We start from the raw sequence: 20,607 nt of genomic DNA, 5'->3' as shown, positions 1-20,607 counted from the left end.
TTTTATAAGTGAAGTAAAAAGTACTGTAGAAATTGTAGTTAAATGAATTGTATTGTCGTGGAATCAAAACAGTTTAGATAAAACAATAAGAGTTAATTGTCTTAAACTTAACAGAAAAGGAATAGTCTGATAATTAGTCAGGTTGTTTCTTTTTCTTATTTTTGAGTATCATTATTATGACTGGTTATGAAGACGCTTTTGTTTATATTGCTTTCGTGGATTGTAGTGAACGGACTTTCTGCCCAGAACAACCATTTTGCTGATATATCCGTTTTGTCGGCAAGCAAGATGCAGGAAGAAAGGATGAAAGAAAAATGTCTGGACAGTATTTGGCGTGCAGAGAACATTTGGAATTTGGGCGTTTTGGACATATCGGGAAAACCATTTAAAGACTTGTCCGTAATCGAATCTCCAAGATGGGCAGTATGGGGTTATGATCTGGAGAAATATTTTACTTCCCGGATGGTTTATCCCAAACATATGTTGACAAAGAACCAGGCCGGATATTCCATCGTCATGTTCTCTCTTGATACTTTAGGCCTGCCTCATAATGTCAGTATTCTGACAACCAGGCATAAAGACTTTGACAAGGAAGTAATCAGATTGGTTAAGGAGCTTCCACACTGTCTGCCATGCAGGGACAAGAACGGCAAACGCATGGAATGTCTATACACGGTATATGTTCCATTCCTGCCACAACATTATAGAGACAGAGTAAAGGCAGACAGTATTGCAGAAGAAAATGCAAAACAGAGCTTTGTAGAATGGGAAGCCGTGTCTTATTTTCAAGATGGTAAACCGGGGGCCGCACAAGATTACATCACTCAACGCCTGGTGTATGACCCTTCATTGTTGGGCGACAAACAGCAAATAAGAGGACTTTATACGATACGAATCAATTCGTATGGAGAAGTATATGAGGCTGATGTTGTGCGAAGTTGTGGAATACAGGAATGGGATAATCAAGTATTGGAAATAATCAAAGACATGCCTCGCTGGACACCCACTATCAATTATTACGGCAAAGGGGAATATCGCAATTCTGTATGGACAACACCCATATTCTTTAAGAAGGGGGAAAAGACAGACTGATTGGTCAGGTGAAAAGCATCTTGAAACAGATTGTGCTGCCAGGTGATGAGAATACTGTTGGAATGGTGATGATTGATATTTTAGAAAGTAGATTTTTAGCATGTTTATGGAAATCATTAATTCTGTCACTTTGACACTCAATCATTCGCCCCTAAATTATCTATTTTATTTTTGAAGGCCAAAAGTTTTTCATCCATCTTGCAAGTATCGTTTTTTGTACACAAGCTTTTGTTCACGAGTTCTTGATGGGTTCCTTTCGGTTATTAAAGGGCTTCTCTCCGTGTTACGGATAAGCTGGAAACGCCTTGAAGGAGTGAGGAATTCTTCAAGGCGTTTTCTATGTTTCCCACAAGGAAAACGTATGTTTCCCTGCCGTAGAACGTACGTTTCTGCCTCGGGAAACATACGTCTCCGGGAAGGGAGACGTACATATCAGAAGGATGTTCCCGGGAAAACGAAGAGGCGTCTGGCCAATTTCTTCCACAGCTTTGAAAAACCGTTTCTTTTTCGTATCTTTCAGGACAAGATTTACCTTACAGTCAGATGCGTATGAAAAAGATGGTGCTGTGTATCCTGCTGTGGCTCGCCGTGCTGCCGCTTAAGGCCACAGGGCAATCGGGCGATGTGATTCGCCTGGAAGGAAAGGAATGGGTCTTGATGGCAAAGCCCATAGGATACGACTCCCTGCTGCGCAGGCGGATGGGAGATTTTCTTCCAGAAAATGTCAGTCGGTCCACGGGTAATTATAGCGGATATACCGCTTTCTGGGAGGTGCGTGACGGGTATCTTTGCCTGCAACGGGTAGAGGCGGATGTCTATGAAGAGGTCGGTAAGAAGAAATCTACACGGGTGTATGAGGTGAAGGACTTGCAGCCGATTTTTGCGTCCTATTGTCGGGCGGGGACGATTCAAGCCCGCTGGTTCAGTGGGGAACTTCGGGCCGGAAAAGGAGATTTGGTGAGATACGTGCATGACGGTTTCGACCGTAACATGGAAACGGAACAGGTACTGACCGTCCGGAACGGTAAAGTGCTGGAAACGCAGACTTATCATAATTACCGGAGAGCCGGAATGAATTTGACAAAGGCATATGGGGAGATTGTGCGTCGGTTTCCTTGGGAGCGGTTTCCTGAGTACCGTGGAGAACGGATTCGTTTTTCGCTAAGTGATATCCAATTGACAGCCGACGGTCACTTTATAGACTGTGACGTACGTTTCATTTATCTGCGTTCTTCGCAGGAAATGATAAATGACGGGAATCATCCGCTGGCTCTTGCCCTCAAAGAAACGCTGAAATCCATTTATCCCTGGGAGGTGTTTTTTATCAATGGGAAGTACACTATGGAATATCGGAATTTTGTTATGCCTTTGCAGGAAGATATAACGCATGATAAGGGTGATTCTGCAAAATACACGCTTGTCGGTCGGGTTTATGGTGAGTTTATCCGTCAACGTCCTCCTTATGATGTAACATGAGGTGTTGAGAAGTATATGAGGCTGATGTTGTGCGAAGTTGTGGAATACAGGAATGGGATAATCAAGTATTGGAAATAATCAAAGACATGCCTCGCTGGACGCCACTATCAATTATTATGGCAAAGGGGAATATCGCAATTCTGTATGGACAACACCCATATTCTTTAAGAAGGGGGAAAAGACAGACTGATTGGTTAAAGGAAAGTTTATAATTTACTATTCAGTAAGTTATTCAACTTTTGTATGCATGATGCTTCCAATGGAATTGTTTGCCCTCTGTGGACATAGTTCATTTTTTATGACAGTCTTGCTATTTCCCTTAAATGAGTCCACAGTTATCATTTCTCCTGTATGTAGATTGGTGACCTTTCGTCTGGTTTCCATAGCATTTTTCACGGTATAATATGTGCCTCTGTTGCATACGTTGTCCCAATATGCTGTTACCAATGAAGCTCTGCTGGCCATTCAAGCTCCCTGTACAGCAATTGAGCTGTATATGAGGTTTACGTGCACATTCGGAAGAAAAGTAGAAACGGCTTCCTTCAACCTGGTATGTTATTTTGCTGAAATATATATGCGATAAATATCAGTAACAACAATAAAGAAGCACCAAAGTATCTGTACTTCTTATTGAATATGGTAAATATGCATAAGCCCACTATTACTAATCGGTATAATATACCGATTGAGGTAAAGTCACCTGAAAATACCTGAACCAAACAGGATACCGCTATAGTTATTAGGATGATATTCAGAACTATCTTGAAAATATCATTGATAATTTTATTTATTTCCATAATCTTTATAAACAACTGTTAGTAACCCTTTTTCGTCCTTTATAATCTTGAAGTTTCCCGAATCAAGCATTTCATTCCATTGCTGGAATAAATCTAAAATAAAGTCATACAAGTCCTTTCGTACATTAATGTCTTCCGGTGAAGACAATGAGCATATCAGTTTTCCATCCTTTTCCGACAGGTATTTTCTTGCTCTGTCTAAGGCTGCGAGATATGCTACCTGATTATATAGATAATCGTCATTATAACCGTCAGCATTCAATGCGTCTATTGCAGAATACGACATTTCAACAGTAGTTTGCAGATATGTAGTATCGGTAATGGATTCTCTATACCTGTTTGCCTTCTCCATCATCTTATCAATTCTTTTCCTTGCTTTCTGGTCATCAGACATTACTGTATTGTTTTCTCCTGTCGTGTTCATCAGAAACCAGACTTTCCGTTGCCATTCATATACGGCAAACCTCTCATCATCCGCATTGTCTGTTTTGTCAATATAGCTTCTTATACTTGGCGCAGAAGGATACTTGGATTGTATTATGTCATCAACCAGATAGGCATGCAGTCCCTTCAGGTTATTGAACAGAAAGCCTTGGAACATCAGGTTTATATAGTCTTTGTTCTCGTGCAGATATTGTTTGTAGGCTTTGTAGGCTTCAGACTTCATATAGTCCGAAGAGTTGCTGTTGTAGTTCGTTCTATCAAGCTCATCCTCCAGAGCCTTTTCCAGTTTCACATATTCAGAAGAATCCTCTATGTTGTACCAGTAGTGCTCATCAGGCTTTGAAGACATATCTACCCATGCCTTCGCCTCCCAATAGTCTATACCCATATTTATAGAATCTCTTTCTTCAGAGGATAGTTCATAGTATAGAGAATCTTTTTCCCAGCCATCGAAAATGACTTCAATCGAGTCTGATTTTTCTTTCATTATGCCTTTATAGATTTCAGGCAGTTTCTGGTCTGATTGGGACGTTATCATGAATGCACCGCTTTCTATCCTGCCATTAACCTGTGGATCTGAGATAATGGAGTCGTTATATACGAATGCAATCTGTTTCCCTATTGCTTTTTCTGTAGCATCTGCCCACTTATTGATCTTATGCTTGCTAATTCGTCCGCTAATGGCATATTTGCCGTAATAGTCCTTTTCAAGTTTTAATCCAACTATATCTTTTACCGTTATGATTGGTTTAGCAGATATGCTGTCTGTTCTTAATACAAGATACCAGCCGTTTTCTTTATGTGTAAAATCATGTTTAGCCGTATTTGATTGTGCTTTCATTCTTGGCGTAAAGAATAAAAGTGATACAAGACTGAATAAGATGATATTTGTTCTCATATTGCGTTGATTTATAGTTCCGTATTCACGTGTATTTTCTCGAAAGTCTTTTGTTCATCAAGTCCCCTGTGTTCTTTATCTTTATACACCTGAAGAATTTTGATTTCGTTATACAAACTATAGCAAAAGTATAATAAAGTTTTTATAGTAGGGAATAGATCTTATTCAATTACAGACTATTAACCAATTTCATAACATATGTAGAGAATTACTTATCAGACATGAATCAAGAGAAGTCTTTTCGTAAGTACACCATGTCGGTAAGCTGTTTTCCGTCTTCATAAATAGGTTTAACATAATTGTCTAAGAAGAAGTTTTTCAGTCGATGTGAGATACGAAAGCCACAATGCTCGTAGAAAGAGAGAGCGGAAGGCGTATCTCCCGTACCGACATACATGATGGAACATTTCCCCTGATAATATTCGAAAAGATAATCAATGAGCCGTTTCCCGTATCCTTTGCGTTGGGAAGAGGGATAAACGGCTATATTTTTTATTTCGTAGATACTCCTTCCTTCACATGTAACAACAGAGACCGCCTTAAGATCATTATCATAAAGAGCAAACATTTCACCACGTTCCAGGTATTTGTCTATCATGCTCTCTTGCTCATCTGCCAACAACAGCAAATCCAAGAATTGTTTCTTATTAGAAGTAATAAGTTTTATATCCACATCACTATGATTTAGAATTATGTATTATTACCTCATTTTTCTTGTTCTGTTAAAATCTCTATCAGTTTATATCTGACATTGCTATCATCAGCAGGAGGATTTGCTAAGATCGTTTTTTCAACCTTAAGAGTGTATTCAGTCCCTTTCTTATAAACAAATCCATCTATACCACTGAAAGGAAGTTTTGAATAGCTTGCATTTCCTTCTTCTTTAACAAGCATACACTCTATAGGAGTCTCACTTCCCCAAGGTGTATAAGTATCTGTTTCTGCAGAAACATACATTGTTACAATTTCTACTTTGTCTGTCAGATCATCTTTATCACAACTGGTAAAGGTGAATGTCAACAGGAATAGCATAAGTATTCCAAATAGATTCTTTGTCTTCATATTGCTTTTATAGAAGTTTGTTTATCCTCAAATCCGCAACCGCCCTCATAAGATGACACAGAGGTCAAAAAGGTAGCGACACTGTGGCAAAAGAGGGTGCAACGCAGCAAAAATCGCCACAAAGACGCATTAAATCCCCTTACCCCACCATGCGACTTGAGGCAATACGCAAAATCACGACCATAAGTTGTCGGTGTCATCCAAAGTCATTCTGGAACACATCAGCATAAGCGTTGTTGCATGAATAGATATTCAGCACATACTGCCTTGATGTCCTGACCCATTTGGCTGGCACAGAGATGAACTTGAAGACAAACGCCTTGATGCGGCTTGTTGCTTTGAGTCCGAACCTCTTCACGTCAAGCCTCGCCATGATGAATTTATAGAAGTTGCGTATGAGTGCCGTAAGCAGAAGAAACACCGTGTTTTCTCCCATGAAGGATTTTGGAAGCCTGTTCCAGCCGAATCCGTTATTCATGTCATCGAAGATGCGTTCCTTCCCTCCACGGAGGTTATAGAATTCGACAATCTCTTTCTCGGAAGACTCGTAGTCATTTGTAAGGATGCAGCGGTAGGTGTATTCTCCTTCCCACAGGTCGAGTTCGCCGTCTATCCGCTTCTGTCTTTGAATCACAAGACGGTATGCCTTCCCTTTCCATTTCTCGATGAGAATGGAGGCCAGCTCAAACTCAATGCCGCCCAATTCCACTTTCTTCCAACCTCTGAGGGCAAAGATGTCATTGTAGAGCGAACTGCATCGGTTGGCACGGATATAGAAGGTCTTGCAGTGTTTAGCAATCTCTTCCACTATCTCTTCAGAACACGAGCCGCAATCAGCTCTGAAACGGTTGATCATAAGCTTGTTCTTTTCAAACCTTTCAAAGAACCTCTTCAGCGTGTCCTTCTGGTGGAAACGGACATTTGTGTTGCCGTCGCTGTTCTCAATGCCGACAATCAAGTCGCCAATAACCGCCACGCCAGGACGGTATCCGAGAAACTTCTTGTATGTGGGTTTCGCATCAAACTTCTCAGCCTCTATGAACTGGTGGTCGAAGTCAACGTCATACCCCTCGCCATCTTTCAGCTGCCCTGTGGACAATAGGCAATTGAGGAGCAGTGTATTCAGCATGTCTGCCGTGTTTAAGTCGTAGGTCTTGCCAGTGTCGGATGTGTAGGAAATGTTATCCTGGGTCAGTTCCTTTATGGCTCTGAGAATCGTGTCGGCACTGCATGTGCGAAGTGTCGGATGAAGCGAGAGGTGATACATCAGATGAGTGGTGACATCCTCTATGCATGAGCCGCCACAGAAATAAACGCTCATAAGCGAACGGATGATTTCGCTGTATTGATAACCATACAGCCTACATCTCATACCGAGGGTTGAGTCGATTACAGATGAGAGATTGGAGTCAAATTGCTCCATTATTGAAAAAATTCCTCCAAAAGGAGAGAGTTTCTCAGATTTTATTGCTACCTTTGCCATGTCTGTCGGGTTTGATACATATTTTGATTTGCAACACTAAGATAGGTGAAAAATCTGACATGGCAAAATCCTGAGCAACTTTTTGTTGCTCAGGTACTTATAAAATAAGTTAAACTAAAATGCTGCGGAATTTAGGTTTATTAAAAAAAACATTGATATAAAATCCAGCATAATAAAAATAAAAACAAGGTACTTGTTAAAATCACAAGTTTAGCCTTGAATATACTGGCTTTATCCAATTTCTCTTTTTCTAAAGTTTTTTTATGTATTTCCTCTAACTTTTCAACTGACATCTTCGGTAAATCAACATTTTTCCCTTTTCCCATAAGATATTTATGGTGTTCTTTAATTCTCTCCCTATTTAATTTGCGAAGTTCTCGGTTTTCTTTGTCCCTCCGCATCATATCATTTATACAACCTAAAGTACCCATAAGCTTTTTATTAATGATTATGTCTTGATAGACGCATTTGGTTTTAAATAGGAATTGGAATAAAAAAGCGACAAAGTTATTTCTTGCCGCTTTTCTTGTCAGATTAACTAATCAATTCTTGTAAGTTCTAATGTTGACTGATATTGAGGTTTTATATCAACCAGATTGTATTTGAGTATCATTTTGTCATTAGATATTTCTATCAAACTCCATGGTTGGCTTTTAAGTATAATAGAGTTCTTGAAGTAAATGTACTTCCCTTTTATCTCATACGTGAAACCTTCCACCATAGTATATTCCGGATTTTCTGGATCTACGCAATTTATTACTCCTGTTTCTTTAGTCTCAAAATTTATACCAACTTCTCCATTATAGGTTGGATCAGTTATATTACCTTTCCAGACCGTTTGATTTAATGATTCCGGTGTAAATTCAAACTGTGGTGTTTGGTCATCATCTTTACAGCTATAAAAGCTAAATACACAAAGGAACAGCATCAGTATTCCATATAAGTTTATTGTCTTCATACAACTATTGTTTTTTTAATACATAAAGGTACTATAAAATATTTATAGAGAACAATATATCTTATTCAATTGCAGGCTACAAATCAAAATCTCAACATATGTTGAGATTCACTTGTCAAAACTTGCCATTTTTCTTATTCTACTCATGTGGGTGGGGGTTATTCTCAAGTAAGAAGAAATCTCCTTTAGGGGAACGAGTTGAAGTAAATCCGGGCTTCTTCTAATAAGTTGTCTGTACCGTTCTTCAGGGGTCAGTCTATAAAAGTCGGTATATCTTGAATAGGTTTGAAAGCACATTTGTTCTGCTGCGATACGTGCTATATATTGATTTTCTATGCTTCTTTCAAATTCTTTTTTTAGTTTATCAGAGTGGCAAATATATATTCTACAGGTTGTCAAAGCCTGTATGGAAATCTCAGACTTGATATTATAAAGACATGTGGGATAGTCAGCCATAAATTCACCTGCAAAGGAAAATCCTGTATTATATTCTTTTTTTTCTGTCACGTTGTAGCAAGTGTATTTTATGATACCTGATTCTATATATCCCCAATAAGGAAATATCTCTCCTTCTTTTGAGATATATTCCCCTTTTTTATAGGTATATGCGCTTCCATATTTTAGGCATAAGCTCTTAAAAAATTCAGTAGGTATGTTGGACATATATGTGTTAAATGTATCCATTTTCATATAAAAGTCATTTTACAAAAGCATTATATTTTCTTATGTATGTTTATATATTCGTATTTACACATATTCCTTGAAAGTTTCTAACAAAAATTCATATTAGCACTTCAAGAAATCAAAATACGTCCCTAAATTATCGGATTTCTTTTTGATGACCAAGTGTTTTATGACCTTATTCCTGATTAGTTCACAGAGTTTTTTTAGTCCGCATTTTCCTGTATCAGCCATTGTTTCAGCTATCGGGAAATGCGTCCCTTTTTATCTCCTTTTACATACCGTTTGTCCTTTATGAAATCCGTCGTATGTACGGATTATGATTCTCTGCTATTCCGGCTGTCGCATGTCGAGAAGTAGCGAAGGCACGAGCTACCTTCGCCGGAAGGATCAAAAGCCGTTTTTCCACTGTTTTTCCGTTGCTGGAATCCCCTTGCCGATGTAACGTAATGACACCCGATGTCACGCATCGTCAGTGTTGTAAATCAATTAATTACGTATTATATATTCGTGGTCGAAATCATTTTTTGTCTCACCAATTAAAAGTTTCGACACATGAAAAAAAGATTCTTTTTTGCAGCCATGGCGCTGCTTGCAACGACAGGGGCTTTCGCCCAGGGTAACGGTATCGGCGGCATCACTGAAGCCACCAACATGGTCACTTCCTATTTTGATCCGGGAACCAAACTGATTTATGCCATCGGAGCCGTGGTCGGCCTTATCGGGGGCGTGAAGGTCTATTCCAAGTTTTCCTCGGGAGATCCCGACACCTCCAAGACGGCAGCCAGCTGGTTCGGCGCCTGCATCTTTTTAATCGTGGCCGCCACCATCTTACGCTCATTCTTCCTCTGATTATGGCGGAGTATTCTATCAACAAGGGAATCGGCCGCAGCCCTGAGTTCAAGGGGCTGAAAAGCCAGTACCTGTTCATCTTCGCCGGCGGACTGCTCACCCTGTTCGTTCTGTTTGTCATCATGTACATGGCAGGCATCGACCAGTGGGTATGTATCGGTTTCGGTGTCACCTGCGCCTCGGTGCTTGTCTGGGTGACTTTCCGCCTGAACGCGAAATACGGTGAATGGGGACTGATGAAATTGCAGGCACTGCGCCGACATCCCCGCTACATCATCAGCCGGAAGGGTTTCCTCCGGTTGATTTGTCCAACCCCGAAAAAACGAAGCGTATGAGAAATGTAATGAAAGCCGCCACGCTGGAAAGCCGGTTCCCGCTGATGGCCGTCGAGCACGAATGCATCATCAGCAAGGATGCCGACATCACCGTGGCCTACAGGGTGGAGCTGCCGGAAGTGTTCACGCTGACACGCGCCGAGTACGAGGCCCTCCATTCCACATGGGCGAAGGCTGTCCGGGTTTTGCCGAATTACAGCATCGTCCACAAGCAGGACATCTTCATCGAGGAGAGCTACAGGCCCGACATCTGCCGGGATGACCTGAGTTTCCTCAGCCGCAGTTTTGAAAGGCATTTCAACGAGCGGCCGTACCTGAACCATACCTGCTATCTGTTCCTGACCAAGACCACGAAGGAGCACAGCCGCACGACCAGCAGCTTCAATGCCCTCACGCGCGGGTTCATCATCCCCAAGGAGATGCAGGACAAGGATACCGTCGCACGGTTCCTGGAATGCTGCGGGCAGTTCGAGCGTATCGTGAACGACAGCGGTCTGGTTCGCATGGTCAGGCTGACGGACGAAGAGATTATCGGTACGGAAACCTCCGCGGGCATTATCGAAAAGTATTTCTCGCTCTCGCAGGAGGACACGACCAGCCTGCAGGACATCACCCTCGGAGCCGGGGAAATGAAGGTCGGAGACAATGTGCTCTGTCTGCATACCCTCTCCGAGACGGAGGATTTGCCGTCATCCGTGGGTACGGACAGCCGTTATGAACGTCTGTCCACGGACCGCAGCGACTGCCGCCTCTCCTTTGCCGCACCGATAGGGATACTGCTCACGTGCAACCATATCGTGAACCAGTATCTCTTCATAGACGATTCGGCGGAGAACCTGAGGAAGTTCGAGCAGACTGCCCGTAACATGCACTCGCTGTCCCGTTACAGCCGTTCCAACCAGATCAACCGTGAATGGATTGAGGAGTACCTGAACGAGGCGCACAGCAAGGGACTCACTTCCATCCGTGCACACTGCAATGTCTTTGCATGGAGCGACGACCGCGAGAAGCTGAAGCGTATCAAGAATGATGTGGGCAGCCAGATTGCCCTGATGGAGGCCAAGCCCCGTCACAATACCGTCGATGTACCTACACTCTTCTGGGCGGCCATTCCCGGCAATGCCGGTGATTTTCCGTCTGAGGAAAGTTTCTACACCTTCATCGAGCAGGCCCTGTGCCTGTTCATCGGGGAAACGTCCTACAAGGATTCGCTTTCTCCGTTTGGCATCCGCATGGTGGACCGTCTGACCGGAAAGCCTGTCCATCTGGACATCTCCGACCTGCCGATGAAGAACGGTACGATTACCAACCGCAACAAGTTCATCCTCGGACCTTCGGGCAGCGGAAAGTCATTCTTCACCAACCACATGGTGCGCCAGTATTACGAACAGGGAGCGCATGTGCTGCTGGTGGACACGGGAAATTCCTATCAGGGACTGTGCAGCCTTATCCATGCCCGCACGCATGGCGAGGACGGCATCTATTTCACCTATGAGGAGAGCGATCCGATAGCCTTCAATCCTTTCTACGTGGAGGACGGTGTGTTTGACATCGAAAAGAAGGAGTCCATCAAGACGCTTATCCTTACCCTGTGGAAACGTGATGACGAGCCGCCGACACGTGCCGAGGAGGTGGCGCTCTCCAATGCGGTCAATCTCTTTTTGGAGAAGATACGCACGGACAGTACCGTGGTTCCATCCTTCAATACCTTCTATGAGTTCATCCGCGACGAGTATCAGGAAATCCTGAAGACCAAGCGTACACGGGAGAAGGATTTTGACGTGTGGGGATTCCTTAATGTGCTGGAACCTTATTACAAGGGTGGCGAATACGACTATCTGTTAAATTCCGAAAAACAGCTTGATCTGTTGTCCAAACGCTTCATAGTCTTTGAGTTGGACAATATCAAGGACAACAAGGTACTGTTCCCGATTGTCACCATCATCATCATGGAAACCTTCATCAACAAGATGAGAAAGCTGAAAGGTATTCGCAAAATGATTCTGTTGGAGGAGGCATGGAAGGCCATCAGCAAGGAAGGTATGGCGGAATATCTGAAGTACCTTTTTAAGACCGTCCGAAAGTTTTTCGGGGAGGCTGTTGTCGTTACCCAAGAAGTGGAAGACATCATATCGTCACCCATTGTCAAGGGAACCATCATCAACAACAGTGACTGCAAGATCTTGTTGGACCAGCGGAAGTATGTCAACAAGTTCGATGAAATCCAGTCCCTGCTGGGCCTGACCGACAAGGAACGTGCCCAGATTCTCTCCATCAACATGGCCAACAGCCCGTCCCGCAAGTACAAGGAAGTGTGGATAGGTCTCGGCGGAACGCAGTCGGCGGTCTATGCCACCGAAGTCTCGCCCGAAGAATACTACACCTACACGACCGAGGAGACGGAAAAGCTGGAACTGATGCGGCTTACCCGGAAGCTGGGTGGCAATATCGAGCTGGCAATCAAGCAGCTGGCCGAGAGTAAACGTAACAGTAAGTAACATTCAAAAATCAAGAAAGACATGAAATTTACCGAATGGATAAGACATCGGATTGTCGGTCGCCTCCGGGAACCGGACTACCGGGAATTGCAGGAGATTGCTCAAAAAGCCAAACTTCTTGCCGGTGTGTACAATCACGGGGAACTTGCAAAGCTTATCCGGGAGTACAGTCATTCGGAAAAAGCTATTGAACAGATCGCCCTGCTGATAGCGAAATCCGAACCCTTCGATTCTCCCATATCAACGATGAAAAAGGAATCCGTAAATATGATGGATGTATTGACGGATACTCCATTTATGGCGAAACACGGCTCTCAACTGACGGATATCCCACCATCGGAAGCCACATCAGTGCATGGCTTGTTCGCAATGTACACCGTTATGCGTGATTGGGGATGTACGAAATATCCGATGAATAGAATTGAACGCCCGCCACATAGTGAAGTAATATCCGCAATAGGAATATTGGACTTCCAGAGAAAGAGCCGGGATGTATCTGAACTATGCGAACTCGCCTCATACAGCATGCTTCCATCGACCTACGTCAAGCTGCGCTATGGCATTGAGGACAAATGCAGTACCTATGAATGGCTCGAAAGCTATCTGATGGACAGGGATGACTGCTGCATTGAGCCTGATGTCAGGATGAACATTCCCCGTATAGAAGCCGAGATGTGTGCGGCGGCTGAAAAGGCGGTCGAGAACATCCCCGGAGTCCGTCTGCCGGACTTCTATCTTGAGAGACTTGACCGGGAGCTTGACAAATTGGGGCGTATCGCTGTGTCACCGGATGCTTCAAACGACCTTATCAATGTGCAACCGGATTTTCTGATCAAATACGGTATTGACAAGACCGCAGCCCCGGAAGAACAATCCCATCAGGCACAGAAAGCCTACAAAGAACTGGATGACAGGTTAGTCCGGGTTACCAGCCGCAGACCGTATGCTGACGAATTCTTCGCCTCCCTCAGACACGGGGGAAAAAAAGTGGCAGAGGCAGACCGTCCGAGACCGGTACACAAGCCTATCCTCCGTAACCCGCCGTCCAAAGGGCGAAAGATGGGACTTTGAATTTACGAAAAAAAGATTTATCAACCATTAAAGATTAACGACATGAAAAAAAGAATTATGACAGCCTTATGCTGTATCTGCCTTCTTTCGGCAGGCAAGGCACACGCCCAATGGGTAGTGACCGACCCCGGGAATCTGGCCCAGGGCATCATCAACGCCGCCAAGAATATTGTCCACACGTCCTCGACGGCCAGCAATATGGTCAAAAATTTTCAGGAGACGGTAAAGATTTACCAGCAGGGCAAGGAGTATTATGACGGTCTTAGGAAAGTCAAGAATCTGGTACGCGATGCCCGCAAGGTGCAGCAGACCATCCTGATGGTCGGTGACATCACGGAAATCTACGTGACCAGCTATGAGCGTATGCTCAATGACCCTTATTTCACCCCTGAGGAACTGAGTGCCATCGCCCTCGGCTACACAAAGCTGCTGGAGGAGAGTGCCAATCTGCTGACAGACCTGAAGACGGTGGTCAATGAGAACGGCCTTTCGATGAACGACAAGGAGCGTATGGACATCATCGACCGCTGCTATACCGACATGCTGCAATACCGCAGTCTGGTGCAGTACTATACCAACAAGAACATCGGCGTGTCGTACCTGCGAGCCAAGAAGCAGAATGACCTTGACCGCGTGATGGCCCTGTACGGTTCACCCAACGAACGCTACTGGTAATTTCAGGGAGGATTGCTTATGGTATTGTTGGCTGTGAATTTTGACAATCTGCACCAGATTCTGCAAAGTCTGTACACGGACATGATGCCGCTCTGTTCGCAGATGACCGGCGTGGCCAAGGGCCTTGCCGGATTGGGAGCCCTCTTTTATGTGGCGTACCGTGTCTGGCAGTCGCTGGCCAGGGCCGAACCCATTGACGTGTTCCCCCTACTGCGCCCGTTCGCTCTGGGTATCTGCATCATGTTTTTTCCGACCATCGTGCTGGGTACGCTCAACAGCATCCTGTCACCCGTCGTGACCGGAACGCACAAGATTCTGGAGACGCAGACCTTCGACATGAACGAGTACCGGGAGCAGAAGGACAAGCTGGAGATTGAGGCGATGCGGAGGAATCCCGAGACGGCCTACCTGGTGGACAAGGAGGCTTTTGACAACAAGCTGGACGAGTTGGGAGCCCTGGACGCCATCGAGGCGTGCGGCATGTACGTGGACCGTGCCATGTACAACATGAAGAAGGCGGTGCAGAACTTTTTCCTCGAGCTGCTGGAACTGATGTTCAATGCCGCTGCACTGGTGGTGGATACGCTCAGGACCTTCTTCCTGATTGTCCTTTCCATACTCGGGCCCATCTCCTTTGCCATCTCGTGCTGGGACGGTTTCCAGGCTTCGCTCAGCCAGTGGTTTGTCCGCTATATCAGCATCTATCTGTGGCTGCCCGTCTCTGACCTTTTCAGCAGTGTGCTGGCCCGCATACAGACTCTGATGCTTCAGAAGGACATCGAGCAGCTGTCTGACCCCAACTTCATTCCGGACAGTTCCAATGCCGTGTATATCACGTTCCTTATCATCGGCATCATCGGGTATTTCACCATCCCGACCGTGGCGAACTGGATCGTGCAGGCCGGAGGAGGTGCCGGGAACTACGGAAAGAACGTGAACCAGACGGCTTCCAAGGCCGGGTCCATTGTGGGAGGCGCCACCGGTGCCGCCGTGGGCAACGTGACCGGAAGACTGTTCAAGTAATCAAGTAATGACAATCAAAAAAACTGAAAGACAATGGAATTCAAATCACTGAAAAATATCGAGACCAGCTTCCGGCATCTGCGCCTGTTCGGAATCGTCTATCTGGGGGTCTGCACTCTGCTTGTGGGCTATTCCGTGTGGAAGGCGTACAGCTTTGCCGAAGCCCAGCGCCAGAAAATCTATGTGCTGGACGAAGGAAAGTCGCTCATGCTCGCCCTCTCGCAGGACCTGGAGCAGAACCGCCCCGTAGAGGCAAGGGAGCATGTCAGACGCTTCCACGAGCTGTTCTTCACGCTGGCGCCTGACAAGAGTGCCATCGAGGGGAACGTGCAGCGTGCCATGTTCCTGAGCGACCGTTCCGCCTATTCCCATTACGGTGATCTGGCCGAACAGGGCTACTACAATAGAATCATTTCGGGCAATGTCAGCCAGCGTATCGAGATAGACAGCGTGAAGTGCGACTTCAACACCTATCCGTATGATGTCATGACGTATGCACGCCTTTTCATCATCCGTGAGAAGAGCGTGACGGAACGCAGCCTTGTCACGCATGGCAGGCTGCGGAACTCCACCCGCAGTGACAACAATCCGCACGGGTTCATCCTGGAAGGGTTCCGCGTGCTGGAGAACAGGGATATCAGAATGTATGACAGATAAAAACAAGGTATGTATGAGAAAGATGTATGTAAAAATCAAGGATTTTATCGGGGGCAGGCTGCGCGGCCTTTGTGACAGGCTCACACCCCGTCAGAGGGCAATTGCCGTCATTGTAATGGCTTCCCTTTTCGCGCTGGTCAATTTCTACATGATTTTCCGGGCGGTTTATGACATCGGGCGGGAGGACGCCCGGCAGGACGTCATCAGGATTACTCCGCTTGAGGTTCCCGACTTTGTGCCGGCGGATACCCTTTCCGATGTAAAAATCCGTGAGATGGAAGAGTTTTTTAACCAGTTCAACAGGTAAGGTTATGAGTACGGATGCAGAAAAATTGAAACAGAAGCAGAAAATCAGGAAATATCTGGTTTTCACCGGCATGTTCCTGCTGTTCCTCGGGTGTATGTGGCTGATTTTCGCCCCGACCGAGAAAGACAGGCAGGAAGCGGAAAAGAAAATGGGCTTCAATGCCGAACTTCCCGACCCGAGGGGTACGGGTATCGAGGCGGACAAGATGGCTGCCTATGAGCAGGCGGACATGGTTCGCCGGCAGGAGGAGAAGAAGCGTACGCTGGCCGACTTCTCCGCCCTGGCCGATGGACACAGACAGGATAATATCCCGGAAACAGAACCGGCGCAGGACATTGCAAGTGAAAATGAAAGCCGTGCGTACCATTCAGGAGGAAACGGAAGGACGGGAGCCTTCGCCTCTTCAGCCTCGGCTTACAACGACATCAACGCCACTCTCGGTAGTTTTTACGAGAGTCCTAAGGAAGACCCGGAAAAGGAAGCGCTGAAAGCAGAGGTGGAACAGCTCCGCCAGGCTGCCGCAGCGCAGACGGCCGGACCGAGCTACGAGGAACAGGTGGCTTTGCTGGAGAAGTCCTATGAGCTTGCCGCCAAATATATGCCTTCGGGCGGCAGCACGGGAACAGCGGACAGTCAGGAGACGGAAAACCCCTCAAGGGAGAGGAAGGCGAAAGCCGTTCCCGTCTGGTTGGTTTCCTCTCCGGTCGTGTCGTCCCTTCCTCAGCCTCTTGCCGATTCGATGCAGTTCGCGAGACTGCTTTCCGGTGCGAATGCCGGCTTCCATACGGCTGTGGGCAGTGCCGGGACACAGAGGACGAAAAATACCATACGGGCCTGCGTGCATGGCGACCAGACCGTCATCAGCGGACAAAGCGTGCGTCTCAGGCTGCTGGAGGCCATGCGTGTGGGAAGATACGTGCTTCCCCGCAATACCCTGCTGACTGGTGAGGGACGTATCCAGGGCGAGCGGCTTGGCATTGAAATCCTGCAGGTCGAATATGACGGCAATGTCATTCCCGTGGAACTGACCGTGCTGGACAGTGACGGACAGGCCGGGATATTCATTCCCGGCTCGACGGAAGCAAATGCGGTCAGGGAAGTGGCCGCCAACATGGGACAGAATCTCGGCACGACCATCTCCATCACCAACCAGTCGGCAGGCGACCAGCTCCTCTCCGAGCTTGGACGGGGGGCCATACAGGGCGTGTCGCAGTACATTTCCAAGAAGATGCGTGAGGAGAAGGTGCATCTCAAATCAGGCTACGGACTGATGCTTTATCAGAACAACAATCAATAACCCATTAAAACAGTAAAGACATGAAAAAGATTCTTTTGATGCTTGCTCTCGCAGGCGGCGTTGCAAGTGCACATGCACAGTCGGCTGATACCACGGCCGTAAATGATTTGACCCTGAAGGCGGATATCTATCCGCAGCAGGAGGACGGCGACCTCTATCACGGGCTGTCCAGAAAGCTCACCTTTGACCGGATGATTCCGCCATACGGGCTGGAAGTGACGTATGACAAGACGACCCATATCATCTTTCCCTCGGCTGTCCGTTATGTGGATCTCGGTTCTCCGAATCTGATTGCGGGCAAGGCGGACGGTTCAGAGAACGTCATCCGTGTCAAGGCTACCAGAAAGAACTTCCGTGAGGAGACCAACATGTCGGTGATTACCGAAAGCGGAAGTTTCTACACCTTCAATGTCAAGTATGCCGACGAGCCCCTGCTGCTCAACATTGAGATGGCCGATTTCATTCATGACGGCAGCGAGGTGAACCGCCCGAACAATGCCCTTGACATCTACCTGAAGGAACTCGGCAGTGAGTCGCCCAAGCTGGTACACCTTATTGCCAAGGCCATCCACAAGGATAACAGACGTCATGTCAAGCATATCGGGAGCAAGGCGTTCGGCATCCAGTACCTGCTGCGCGGGCTCTATACCCACAACGGGCTGCTCTATTTCCATACCCAGGTGAAGAACACGTCGAACGTGCCTTATGAGGTGGATTTCGTGACGTTCAAGATTGTGGACAAGAAAGTCCTCAAGCGCACGGCTATCCAGGAGCAGGTGATATTTCCGCTGCGTGCCTACAATTATGCCACGGCTGTCGCCGGAAAGAAGGACGAGCGTACCGTCTTTGTCTTTGACAAGTTCACCATTCCCGCCGACAAGATGCTGGTGGTGGAGATGCACGAGAAGAGCGGAGGCCGTCATCAGAGCTTCACCGTGGAGAGTGAAGATATCGTGAGAGCGAGGGTTATCAATGAACTTAAAGTGAAATGACCATGAAGAAGTATCTGTTTCTTTTTGCCGTATGCGTATCGCTTGCCCTGTCATCGGGGCAGGCATACGCCCAGCGTTACCTTCCCGGAATGAAGGGCGTGGAACTCAGGGGTGGCTTTGCCGGAAGCCTGCAATCTCCGGTTGACTGGTACACGGGGTTTGCCGTGTCGGGCTATACGAAAAGGGCCAACCATTGGGTGGCTGGCGTGGAATACCTGCTGAAGAACTACGGCTATCGCGGGACTTCCGTTCCACGGGCCCAGTTTACGGCCGAGGGCGGTTATTACCTGAAGTTCCTGTCCGATCCGGCGAAGATATTCTTCCTTTCTGTCGGCGGTTCCGCCCTGGTGGGATATGAGACACTGAACTGGGGAGAAAAGGTTCTGTATGACGGTTCCATGCTTTCCTACCGGGATGCCTTCGTCTATGGCGGAGCCCTGACGCTGGAGCTGGAAAGCTATGTGACGGACCGTATCGTGCTGCTTGCCCATGTGCGTGAACGTGTGCTTTGGGGAAGTTCTCTGGGAAAGTTCACGACACAGTTCGGGCTTGGAGTCCGTTTCATCATCAATTAGACGCCTATGGATATAGAGATGATCAGAGGCATTCCCATTGAGGAATTCCTGTCCCGTCTGGGACATGAGCCGGTCAGACGGCACGGCGACGAATGCTGGTATCTCTCCCCGTGCCGTGAGGAAAGGACACCTTCGTTCCATGTGAACACCCGCAAGGGTGTATGGCACGACTTCGGTACCGGGCATGGAGGCGACATCTTCACCCTTGCGGGAGAACTTTCGGGATGTGACGGCTTCATGGCTCAGGTGAGGTTCATCGCCGGAGTATATGGAGGCACAATACCTGAATATACCGGACAGAAAAAGGTAAATGGAGGTGTCAGGGCAGAAAAGCGGAAAGAGGCCTCCCGCTTTGAGGAAGTGGTACAGAGTCCCTTGTACTGCAATGTCCTGCTCGGTTACCTGAAGGGACGCGGCATTCCTGCCGAAATTGCCCGTGCAGAGTGCGAGGAAGTACGGTTCCGGCTGTACGGCAAGCGGTATTTTGCCGTCGGCTTCAGGAATATGAGTGGAGGCTATGAGCTACGGAGCAGGTTCATGAAATGGTGCATCCCGCCCAAGGATATTTCCGTTATCTGCAACGGCTCGCTTACCTGCAACCTGTTTGAGGGGTTCATCGATTTCCTTTCGTGGAAGGTACTCGGCATCAGCCGCGGTGAGGACTATCTGGTCCTCAATTCGGTGGCCCTGCTTGAACGCTCGTTCCCTTATCTGGACCATTACGGGAAGATCCGGTGCTACTTGGACAATGACGATGCCGGAAAAAGGACACTGGCCGTCCTTCGGAAACGCTACGGTGACAGGATTGACGACTGTTCCGACCTGTATGCCGGATGCAAGGACCTGAACGAATATCTGGAAAGCAATTTTCCGCCTGTACAGTAATTTTTTTATAAACCGTTAAAACAAGAAATGAATATGAAACCAATTATGAACAAGAAAGGGCTGTTTGCCCTTGTATGCGCCCTGATGGGCATGACCTTCAGTATATTGACTTCGTGCAGCGATGACCTTGACGTGCAGCAGTCCTATCCTTTTAAGGTGGAGACGATGCCGGTTCCCAAGCGTATCGTGAAAGGCGAGACCGTGGAAATCCGCTGTGAACTGAAACGGGAAGGACAGTTCTCCGACGCCCGCTATACCATCCGCTATTTCCAGCCGGACGGTGAAGGCAAGCTGCGCATGGACGACGGGATGGTACTGCTGCCCAACGACCGTTATCCCCTGGACAGGGAGGTGTTCCGCCTTTATTACACCTCCGAGTGTGAGGACCAGCAGAGCATCGACATCTATTTTGAGGACAACAGCGAGCCGGCACAGCTTTTTCAGCTGACCTTCGATTTCAACAATGAGACGGAGGACGAGGATACCGTGGTTACTTCCGGTGGCAAGGAACTGCCTGTCGTCATCGTATCACAATGAATCTGACCTGCC

At 46.8% G+C, this 20,607-nt stretch carries 22 protein-coding genes; 15 read left to right on the top strand and 7 right to left on the bottom strand.

The genetic code is table 11. The features are described from left to right. Nucleotides 1–186 precede the first annotated feature (186 nt). Together BQ7489_RS15885 and BQ7489_RS15875 are read left to right on the top strand one after the other, a co-directional pair. On the top strand, nucleotides 187–1,092 hold the full coding sequence (locus tag BQ7489_RS15885; protein WP_072531859.1) for an energy transducer TonB: 906 nt from the start codon (nucleotides 187–189) through the stop codon (nucleotides 1,090–1,092). A gap of 549 nt (nucleotides 1,093–1,641) precedes the next feature. After that, nucleotides 1,642–2,568, top strand: a complete 927-nt coding sequence (locus BQ7489_RS15875) for a hypothetical protein (RefSeq protein WP_239496969.1) — start codon at nucleotides 1,642–1,644, stop codon at nucleotides 2,566–2,568. Between the two features lie 783 nt (nucleotides 2,569–3,351). On the opposite strand, the gene BQ7489_RS15865 is transcribed toward BQ7489_RS15875, so the two are convergent. From BQ7489_RS15865 to BQ7489_RS15835, 7 genes are all read right to left on the bottom strand, one after another. Next, nucleotides 3,352–4,707, bottom strand: a complete 1,356-nt coding sequence (locus BQ7489_RS15865; RefSeq protein WP_239496968.1) for a SecDF P1 head subdomain-containing protein — start codon at nucleotides 4,705–4,707, stop codon at nucleotides 3,352–3,354. A gap of 226 nt (nucleotides 4,708–4,933) precedes the next feature. After that, nucleotides 4,934–5,380: a GNAT family N-acetyltransferase gene (locus BQ7489_RS15860; RefSeq protein ID WP_072531856.1), complete on the bottom strand. Its 447-nt coding sequence runs from the start codon at nucleotides 5,378–5,380 to the stop codon at nucleotides 4,934–4,936. Nucleotides 5,381–5,412: 32 nt separating this feature from the next. After that, complete coding sequence (locus BQ7489_RS15855; RefSeq protein ID WP_072531855.1) at nucleotides 5,413–5,769, bottom strand: DUF4377 domain-containing protein; 357 nt, start codon at nucleotides 5,767–5,769, stop codon at nucleotides 5,413–5,415. A gap of 196 nt (nucleotides 5,770–5,965) precedes the next feature. Further along, on the bottom strand, nucleotides 5,966–7,252 hold the full coding sequence (locus BQ7489_RS15850) for an IS1380 family transposase (protein ID WP_071147970.1): 1,287 nt from the start codon (nucleotides 7,250–7,252) through the stop codon (nucleotides 5,966–5,968). Nucleotides 7,253–7,392: 140 nt separating this feature from the next. Then, on the bottom strand, nucleotides 7,393–7,683 hold the full coding sequence (locus BQ7489_RS15845; protein ID WP_072531854.1) for a hypothetical protein: 291 nt from the start codon (nucleotides 7,681–7,683) through the stop codon (nucleotides 7,393–7,395). Between the two features lie 107 nt (nucleotides 7,684–7,790). Then, the gene (locus BQ7489_RS15840; protein ID WP_072531853.1) at nucleotides 7,791–8,210 is read right to left on the bottom strand and encodes a hypothetical protein; all 420 of its coding nucleotides are present in this window, start codon (nucleotides 8,208–8,210) and stop codon (nucleotides 7,791–7,793) included. Nucleotides 8,211–8,318: 108 nt separating this feature from the next. After that, nucleotides 8,319–8,900, bottom strand: coding sequence for a Crp/Fnr family transcriptional regulator (locus BQ7489_RS15835; protein ID WP_239496967.1), 582 nt, complete (start codon nucleotides 8,898–8,900; stop codon nucleotides 8,319–8,321). A 546-nt stretch (nucleotides 8,901–9,446) separates the two neighbouring features. On the opposite strand from BQ7489_RS15835, the gene BQ7489_RS15830 reads away from it, so the two are divergent. From BQ7489_RS15830 to BQ7489_RS15770, 13 genes are read left to right on the top strand one after another with little or no spacing between them, the layout of a single operon-like run. Continuing rightward, on the top strand, nucleotides 9,447–9,743 hold the full coding sequence (locus BQ7489_RS15830) for a DUF4134 domain-containing protein (RefSeq protein ID WP_072531852.1): 297 nt from the start codon (nucleotides 9,447–9,449) through the stop codon (nucleotides 9,741–9,743). A gap of 2 nt (nucleotides 9,744–9,745) precedes the next feature. Then, nucleotides 9,746–10,078, top strand: coding sequence for a DUF4133 domain-containing protein (locus BQ7489_RS15825; protein WP_072531851.1), 333 nt, complete (start codon nucleotides 9,746–9,748; stop codon nucleotides 10,076–10,078). Next, entirely contained in the window at nucleotides 10,075–12,576 is a 2,502-nt protein-coding gene (locus BQ7489_RS15820) for a TraG family conjugative transposon ATPase (RefSeq protein WP_072531850.1), read from the top strand. The genes BQ7489_RS15825 and BQ7489_RS15820 overlap by 4 nt, the downstream gene beginning before the upstream one ends. A gap of 21 nt (nucleotides 12,577–12,597) precedes the next feature. Continuing rightward, nucleotides 12,598–13,647 (top strand): hypothetical protein, encoded by a 1,050-nt coding sequence (locus BQ7489_RS15815; protein WP_072531849.1) that lies wholly within the window; start codon nucleotides 12,598–12,600, stop codon nucleotides 13,645–13,647. A 42-nt stretch (nucleotides 13,648–13,689) separates the two neighbouring features. Further along, nucleotides 13,690–14,322, top strand: a complete 633-nt coding sequence (locus BQ7489_RS15810) for a DUF4141 domain-containing protein (RefSeq protein ID WP_072531848.1) — start codon at nucleotides 13,690–13,692, stop codon at nucleotides 14,320–14,322. Between the two features lie 18 nt (nucleotides 14,323–14,340). Then, nucleotides 14,341–15,345 (top strand): conjugative transposon protein TraJ, encoded by a 1,005-nt coding sequence (gene traJ, locus BQ7489_RS15805; protein ID WP_072531847.1) that lies wholly within the window; start codon nucleotides 14,341–14,343, stop codon nucleotides 15,343–15,345. Nucleotides 15,346–15,378: 33 nt separating this feature from the next. Beyond that, nucleotides 15,379–16,002 (top strand): conjugative transposon protein TraK, encoded by a 624-nt coding sequence (gene traK, locus BQ7489_RS15800; protein ID WP_005801781.1) that lies wholly within the window; start codon nucleotides 15,379–15,381, stop codon nucleotides 16,000–16,002. 13 nt (nucleotides 16,003–16,015) lie between these two features. Then, nucleotides 16,016–16,309 (top strand): TraL conjugative transposon family protein, encoded by a 294-nt coding sequence (locus BQ7489_RS15795; protein ID WP_072532243.1) that lies wholly within the window; start codon nucleotides 16,016–16,018, stop codon nucleotides 16,307–16,309. Between the two features lie 4 nt (nucleotides 16,310–16,313). Continuing rightward, nucleotides 16,314–17,606 (top strand): conjugative transposon protein TraM, encoded by a 1,293-nt coding sequence (gene traM, locus BQ7489_RS15790; RefSeq protein ID WP_072531846.1) that lies wholly within the window; start codon nucleotides 16,314–16,316, stop codon nucleotides 17,604–17,606. 20 nt (nucleotides 17,607–17,626) lie between these two features. Next, a complete protein-coding gene (gene traN / locus BQ7489_RS15785) occupies nucleotides 17,627–18,598 on the top strand; it encodes a conjugative transposon protein TraN (RefSeq protein ID WP_072531845.1) in 972 nt (323 codons plus the stop codon). 2 nt (nucleotides 18,599–18,600) lie between these two features. After that, nucleotides 18,601–19,173: a conjugal transfer protein TraO gene (locus BQ7489_RS15780; protein ID WP_072531844.1), complete on the top strand. Its 573-nt coding sequence runs from the start codon at nucleotides 18,601–18,603 to the stop codon at nucleotides 19,171–19,173. A 6-nt stretch (nucleotides 19,174–19,179) separates the two neighbouring features. Continuing rightward, entirely contained in the window at nucleotides 19,180–20,058 is an 879-nt protein-coding gene (locus BQ7489_RS15775) for a toprim domain-containing protein (RefSeq protein ID WP_072531843.1), read from the top strand. A gap of 33 nt (nucleotides 20,059–20,091) precedes the next feature. Continuing rightward, nucleotides 20,092–20,595, top strand: coding sequence for a DUF3872 domain-containing protein (locus BQ7489_RS15770; protein ID WP_072532242.1), 504 nt, complete (start codon nucleotides 20,092–20,094; stop codon nucleotides 20,593–20,595). The last annotated feature ends 12 nt before the right edge of the window (nucleotides 20,596–20,607 follow it).

It is taken from the genome of Bacteroides ilei (assembly GCF_900128495.1).
GTDB lineage: Bacteria > Bacteroidota > Bacteroidia > Bacteroidales > Bacteroidaceae > Phocaeicola > Phocaeicola ilei.
Note: the sequence above shows the minus strand (reverse complement) of the source record. Positions and strands in the feature narration are given on the sequence as shown.

Coding starts and splice junctions, on each gene's coding strand:
- BQ7489_RS15885 (WP_072531859.1), top strand. CDS start 187: ATGAAGACGCTTTTGTTTATATTGCTTTCGTGGATTGTAGTGAACGGA.
- BQ7489_RS15875 (WP_239496969.1), top strand. CDS start 1,642: ATGAAAAAGATGGTGCTGTGTATCCTGCTGTGGCTCGCCGTGCTGCCG.
- BQ7489_RS15865 (WP_239496968.1), bottom strand. CDS start 4,707: ATGAGAACAAATATCATCTTATTCAGTCTTGTATCACTTTTATTCTTT.
- BQ7489_RS15855 (WP_072531855.1), bottom strand. CDS start 5,769: ATGAAGACAAAGAATCTATTTGGAATACTTATGCTATTCCTGTTGACA.
- BQ7489_RS15850 (WP_071147970.1), bottom strand. CDS start 7,252: ATGGCAAAGGTAGCAATAAAATCTGAGAAACTCTCTCCTTTTGGAGGA.
- BQ7489_RS15845 (WP_072531854.1), bottom strand. CDS start 7,683: ATGGGTACTTTAGGTTGTATAAATGATATGATGCGGAGGGACAAAGAA.
- BQ7489_RS15840 (WP_072531853.1), bottom strand. CDS start 8,210: ATGAAGACAATAAACTTATATGGAATACTGATGCTGTTCCTTTGTGTA.
- BQ7489_RS15835 (WP_239496967.1), bottom strand. CDS start 8,900: ATGAAAATGGATACATTTAACACATATATGTCCAACATACCTACTGAA.
- BQ7489_RS15830 (WP_072531852.1), top strand. CDS start 9,447: ATGAAAAAAAGATTCTTTTTTGCAGCCATGGCGCTGCTTGCAACGACA.
- BQ7489_RS15825 (WP_072531851.1), top strand. CDS start 9,746: ATGGCGGAGTATTCTATCAACAAGGGAATCGGCCGCAGCCCTGAGTTC.
- BQ7489_RS15820 (WP_072531850.1), top strand. CDS start 10,075: ATGAGAAATGTAATGAAAGCCGCCACGCTGGAAAGCCGGTTCCCGCTG.
- BQ7489_RS15815 (WP_072531849.1), top strand. CDS start 12,598: ATGAAATTTACCGAATGGATAAGACATCGGATTGTCGGTCGCCTCCGG.
- BQ7489_RS15810 (WP_072531848.1), top strand. CDS start 13,690: ATGAAAAAAAGAATTATGACAGCCTTATGCTGTATCTGCCTTCTTTCG.
- traJ (WP_072531847.1), top strand. CDS start 14,341: ATGGTATTGTTGGCTGTGAATTTTGACAATCTGCACCAGATTCTGCAA.
- traK (WP_005801781.1), top strand. CDS start 15,379: ATGGAATTCAAATCACTGAAAAATATCGAGACCAGCTTCCGGCATCTG.
- BQ7489_RS15795 (WP_072532243.1), top strand. CDS start 16,016: ATGAGAAAGATGTATGTAAAAATCAAGGATTTTATCGGGGGCAGGCTG.
- traM (WP_072531846.1), top strand. CDS start 16,314: ATGAGTACGGATGCAGAAAAATTGAAACAGAAGCAGAAAATCAGGAAA.
- traN (WP_072531845.1), top strand. CDS start 17,627: ATGAAAAAGATTCTTTTGATGCTTGCTCTCGCAGGCGGCGTTGCAAGT.
- BQ7489_RS15780 (WP_072531844.1), top strand. CDS start 18,601: ATGAAGAAGTATCTGTTTCTTTTTGCCGTATGCGTATCGCTTGCCCTG.
- BQ7489_RS15775 (WP_072531843.1), top strand. CDS start 19,180: ATGGATATAGAGATGATCAGAGGCATTCCCATTGAGGAATTCCTGTCC.
- BQ7489_RS15770 (WP_072532242.1), top strand. CDS start 20,092: ATGAAACCAATTATGAACAAGAAAGGGCTGTTTGCCCTTGTATGCGCC.